The organism is Enterovibrio nigricans DSM 22720 (assembly GCF_900167155.1).
GTDB classification, from domain to species: domain Bacteria; phylum Pseudomonadota; class Gammaproteobacteria; order Enterobacterales; family Vibrionaceae; genus Enterovibrio; species Enterovibrio nigricans.
On the sequence record NZ_FUXU01000166.1, the window covers coordinates 1 to 3,384 of the forward strand.

4 protein-coding genes and 1 pseudogene are annotated in these 3,384 nt (G+C 43.7%); all 5 read left to right on the plus strand.

Translation table 11 applies throughout. The features are described 5' to 3' along the window. Window positions 1-478 precede the first annotated feature (478 nt). A pseudogene (locus B5D35_RS23120) lies at window positions 479-1,255 on the plus strand (IS5 family transposase). 298 nt (window positions 1,256-1,553) lie between these two features. Beyond that, window positions 1,554-2,075, plus strand: a complete 522-nt coding sequence (locus B5D35_RS23125) for a hypothetical protein (RefSeq protein ID WP_078754754.1) — start codon at window positions 1,554-1,556, stop codon at window positions 2,073-2,075. Between the two features lie 237 nt (window positions 2,076-2,312). Continuing rightward, complete coding sequence (locus B5D35_RS25355; protein ID WP_269809270.1) at window positions 2,313-2,435, plus strand: hypothetical protein; 123 nt, start codon at window positions 2,313-2,315, stop codon at window positions 2,433-2,435. Window positions 2,436-2,498: 63 nt separating this feature from the next. Further along, window positions 2,499-2,639 carry a hypothetical protein gene (locus tag B5D35_RS25150; protein ID WP_244556724.1) on the plus strand — a complete coding sequence of 47 codons (141 nt, stop codon included), beginning with the start codon at window positions 2,499-2,501 and terminating at the stop codon, window positions 2,637-2,639. 367 nt (window positions 2,640-3,006) lie between these two features. Then, entirely contained in the window at window positions 3,007-3,318 is a 312-nt protein-coding gene (locus B5D35_RS25445; protein WP_342068304.1) for a transposase, read from the plus strand. Window positions 3,319-3,384: the final 66 nt, after the last annotated feature.

Below are 3,384 nucleotides of genomic sequence, written 5' to 3' on the forward strand. Positions count from 1 at the left end.
TCCCAGTTTAAGTGGATAGGCAAACAAGACGCGAAAGCAGATTGTCGTTACTGGAGCGCAGAAATTGATGTGCCTATAGAAGACATTGACCGTTTGCAGGATTTGGAATACTACCTCAAAGAGAAAGGCGCAGCCCCTCAGTACGGCAAAATCGCCTTGCCACATTAACCCCGATATCGACCTCAATGAGACCTATAGATTTGCACAAACCTATAGGTCTCGACCGTTTACCCCGAGCCTAACCCTCTCGATACCCGTTTCAAACCGCTGTTCTAGGGGTATCAGACCTATAGGTTTAAACGCATTAAGCGCAGACTAACACTTCACTGACCATCACTGGCGCATTTATGCGCGTTGTTTCCTAAATCATTGAACTAACCATCCGAGCCGTGATCAGATCATTAGAATCTGCAAACGGGTGGCGATGATGAGTAAAGCCAAGTACAAAATCAGTAATTGAAAGCAATACAATCAAGCATTGATTAATAGAGGTTCACTCACCTTTTGGGTTGGTGAAGCTGCTATCCAGAGTTGGCACCGCAAAGAGCATCATGGGAAACGAGGAAGAGGCTTTACATTTACCGATGGTACCATTTAAACGACGCTAATGATTAAAGGCATTTTCAAGCTCCCTTTGCGCGGTACTCAAGGCTTTCTTGACTTAATATTTGACCTGATGGACGTGCAGCGAAATCGCCGTCATACAACTACATCGGCAAACGGGCAAAGACCGTTGAGGTGGGCCTATTGCACATGTTGTTATTGATGCAACAGGCTTAAAGGTGTTCGGCGAGGAAAAGCGCCGTAGTTGGCGAAAGCTACACCTTGCGATTGATGCCAGTACGTATGAGGTCATTTCAGCTGTCGCTGGCTTAGACTCTGTCGGTGACAATGAAGCTTTGCCGACGGCGCTTACGATACGAAAGCCTGTTATCCGGTGTTGAGGAGAAAAGATATAAAACCGACCATTCCACCGCGCAGTAATACTGGCTATTGGGAGGACGGCCATCCACGAAATGAAGCAGTAAGCGCCTTGAAATCAGGTCAGTTGGAGGAGCGGAAACGAGAAACGGATTATTACCAACGTTCCTTGTCAGAAACTGGGATGTATAGGTATAAAAAATCACTCAGTCCATAACTGCTCTTACGTGATTACGATGCGCAAGTCGGCGAAGCACTGGCAAACGCGAAGGCGATGAACAAAGCCATAAGACTAGGTATGCCTGTCAGTTACCGAGTTGAGAAATGCGGTTAATACACGATGGATCAGCACGTTAGGTGAGTAATTTGATCTACAACGCCGCCACCATGTCTAACAAAGAGGTATCTATCAAGTCGGGGAAGAGAAACAAACATATTTAAATCTCATTATCTGGAAGTTTTCTCTACTGTTATTCAAATAACTGATTTATTTTCTTGTTTTTGCGTTATCAATTCTCTTTATGAAGTCTGAATCTTTTTTTTGATTATAAGATGATGTGAGTTTGAGTTTACATTGATAGTTAGTGACATATGAATTAATTATCAATACCACCAGAAAAGGAGAGCAACATATGAAATCATATTTTTCAGAAAAAGATTTTACTGATAGAAGCGATATTTTTTTAAGGTTAATAGATAGAAAATCGGATAAATGGGGATATCATAAAATTACTCAAGATAGCCATGAAGTAACTATTTACACTGGCTCTGGCCCTGTTTCTGGCGATGGAGTAGCCGATATAGTCTTTCCTCTCATCAAAAAAAGTGACAAGGTTTTAATCTTAACAGGTTCTCATGGGGACTGTTGGGGAAGAACAGCTAGTGAAATTAGTGACCTTAAAGAAGATGTATTTTTAATGGAGGATGCAATCTCAATTTCACGAGAAGCCTCAAACCTTGGAGCCAGTGCTGTTAATGCATTGGACATTGATAGTTATACTACCGCTGAAGTTGATGATGCTATGCTAAAAGGAAAGATCCGTCAGGACTTTCGACATTTTGATGTAATTATAGCTGCATTTTGTTTTAGTGAAATTCGATGGAACGCCCTTAACAATTTAGGCGTTGAAGATATTACACATAACAGCATTTAAATAGTTAGCCTTCTATAATTTCTCAAGCCCAGAACAATGAGAGAGCTGTTGATACTCGAGAATAGCCCTTGTGTCAGGCCAATCTGTTCTGACACGTTTAAGTCTTTTTGGCTTAGAACATCAAAACGTAGATAGCAAAAAGCCCACTCAAATGAGTAATGCCGATCGTTTTAAGTAATTGAACGATCCTGCGCGGGCTTCATAATCGGTCTCAACATTGTTGAGGCCGATTTTTTTATGTCTGAACTTTCCAAAGAGTTGTATGTCATGGCTGAGTTTTGTCAAGACCATCACATCAATGCTTCTTCTAAGCATATCCCTCTGGAATGGGTTAACGAAGCTGTCAAGCTGACCAAATGAGCTTCTTTGCGCAAAAGGCGCTTCCCCACGGAGCAGGCTGTCTGGCTGGTTTTAGGGGCTGGATTGCTGCGCAACCGTTCTATTCAAAGTGTATGTGGCCAACAGGAACTGGCTTTCCCTGATACCAAAGGGGAGCTGCCTCTTCTCGCTACGGGTAGCATCATAAAAGGAAGAGAAAGCTGGGTGCCGAGCCGATGCGTTTAAGCTAACGGCCGCACAGTGGGAAAACAATGTGACTTCGACAAGGTATGCAGTTTGAGGTGCTCAGTGCCGATGGAGCTTACTTTAGAACTCATAATATTGACAGTAATCAGCAATGTGCAAAAGTCAGCCTCATTCCCCTCAGTGCTTGCTGTCACCTTGATGTCGACCAAAACACACATGATATCTGACGCAGCGTTTGGGCCGATGACGCAAAGTAAAATCGCGTCTGCACAGCAGTTAGTGGGGTCAGCACAAGACAATTCCCTCACTCTCTTTGGCAGAGGTTTATGTCAGCCAAGCTTTTTTATCTGGCAGGGCTGTGGTCAAAATACTCACTGGCTGACGCCCATTAAATCTAAACTCAGATATGAAATTATTGAGTCATACAGCGAGACTGGTACTCATCCCTTCACCAAAGGGAGAGATAAAAGGCTTTATCACATCTTGCCTGTGTCCAACGACGTATGAGTTGGAAGCCCTAGTCGAGGTTTACTGGCAGCGCTGGGAAATAGAGCGGGGTTACGGTGAGCTGAAGCAGTACCAACTGTCGAGCAAGCCACTCTTAAGAAGCTTGAAGTACGAAGGAATATACCAGGAGGGGTGGGGCATTCTCACATCTTGCAACATAGTGTGTTTAGAAATGGCAGCTATGGCCAGCTTACCGTTCAAAAAGGGTTGAAAACACGCTTTATTACCGCCGCTGATTTAATGCTTCAACTGTCAGTGGCGAAGAAACAAGACAGGC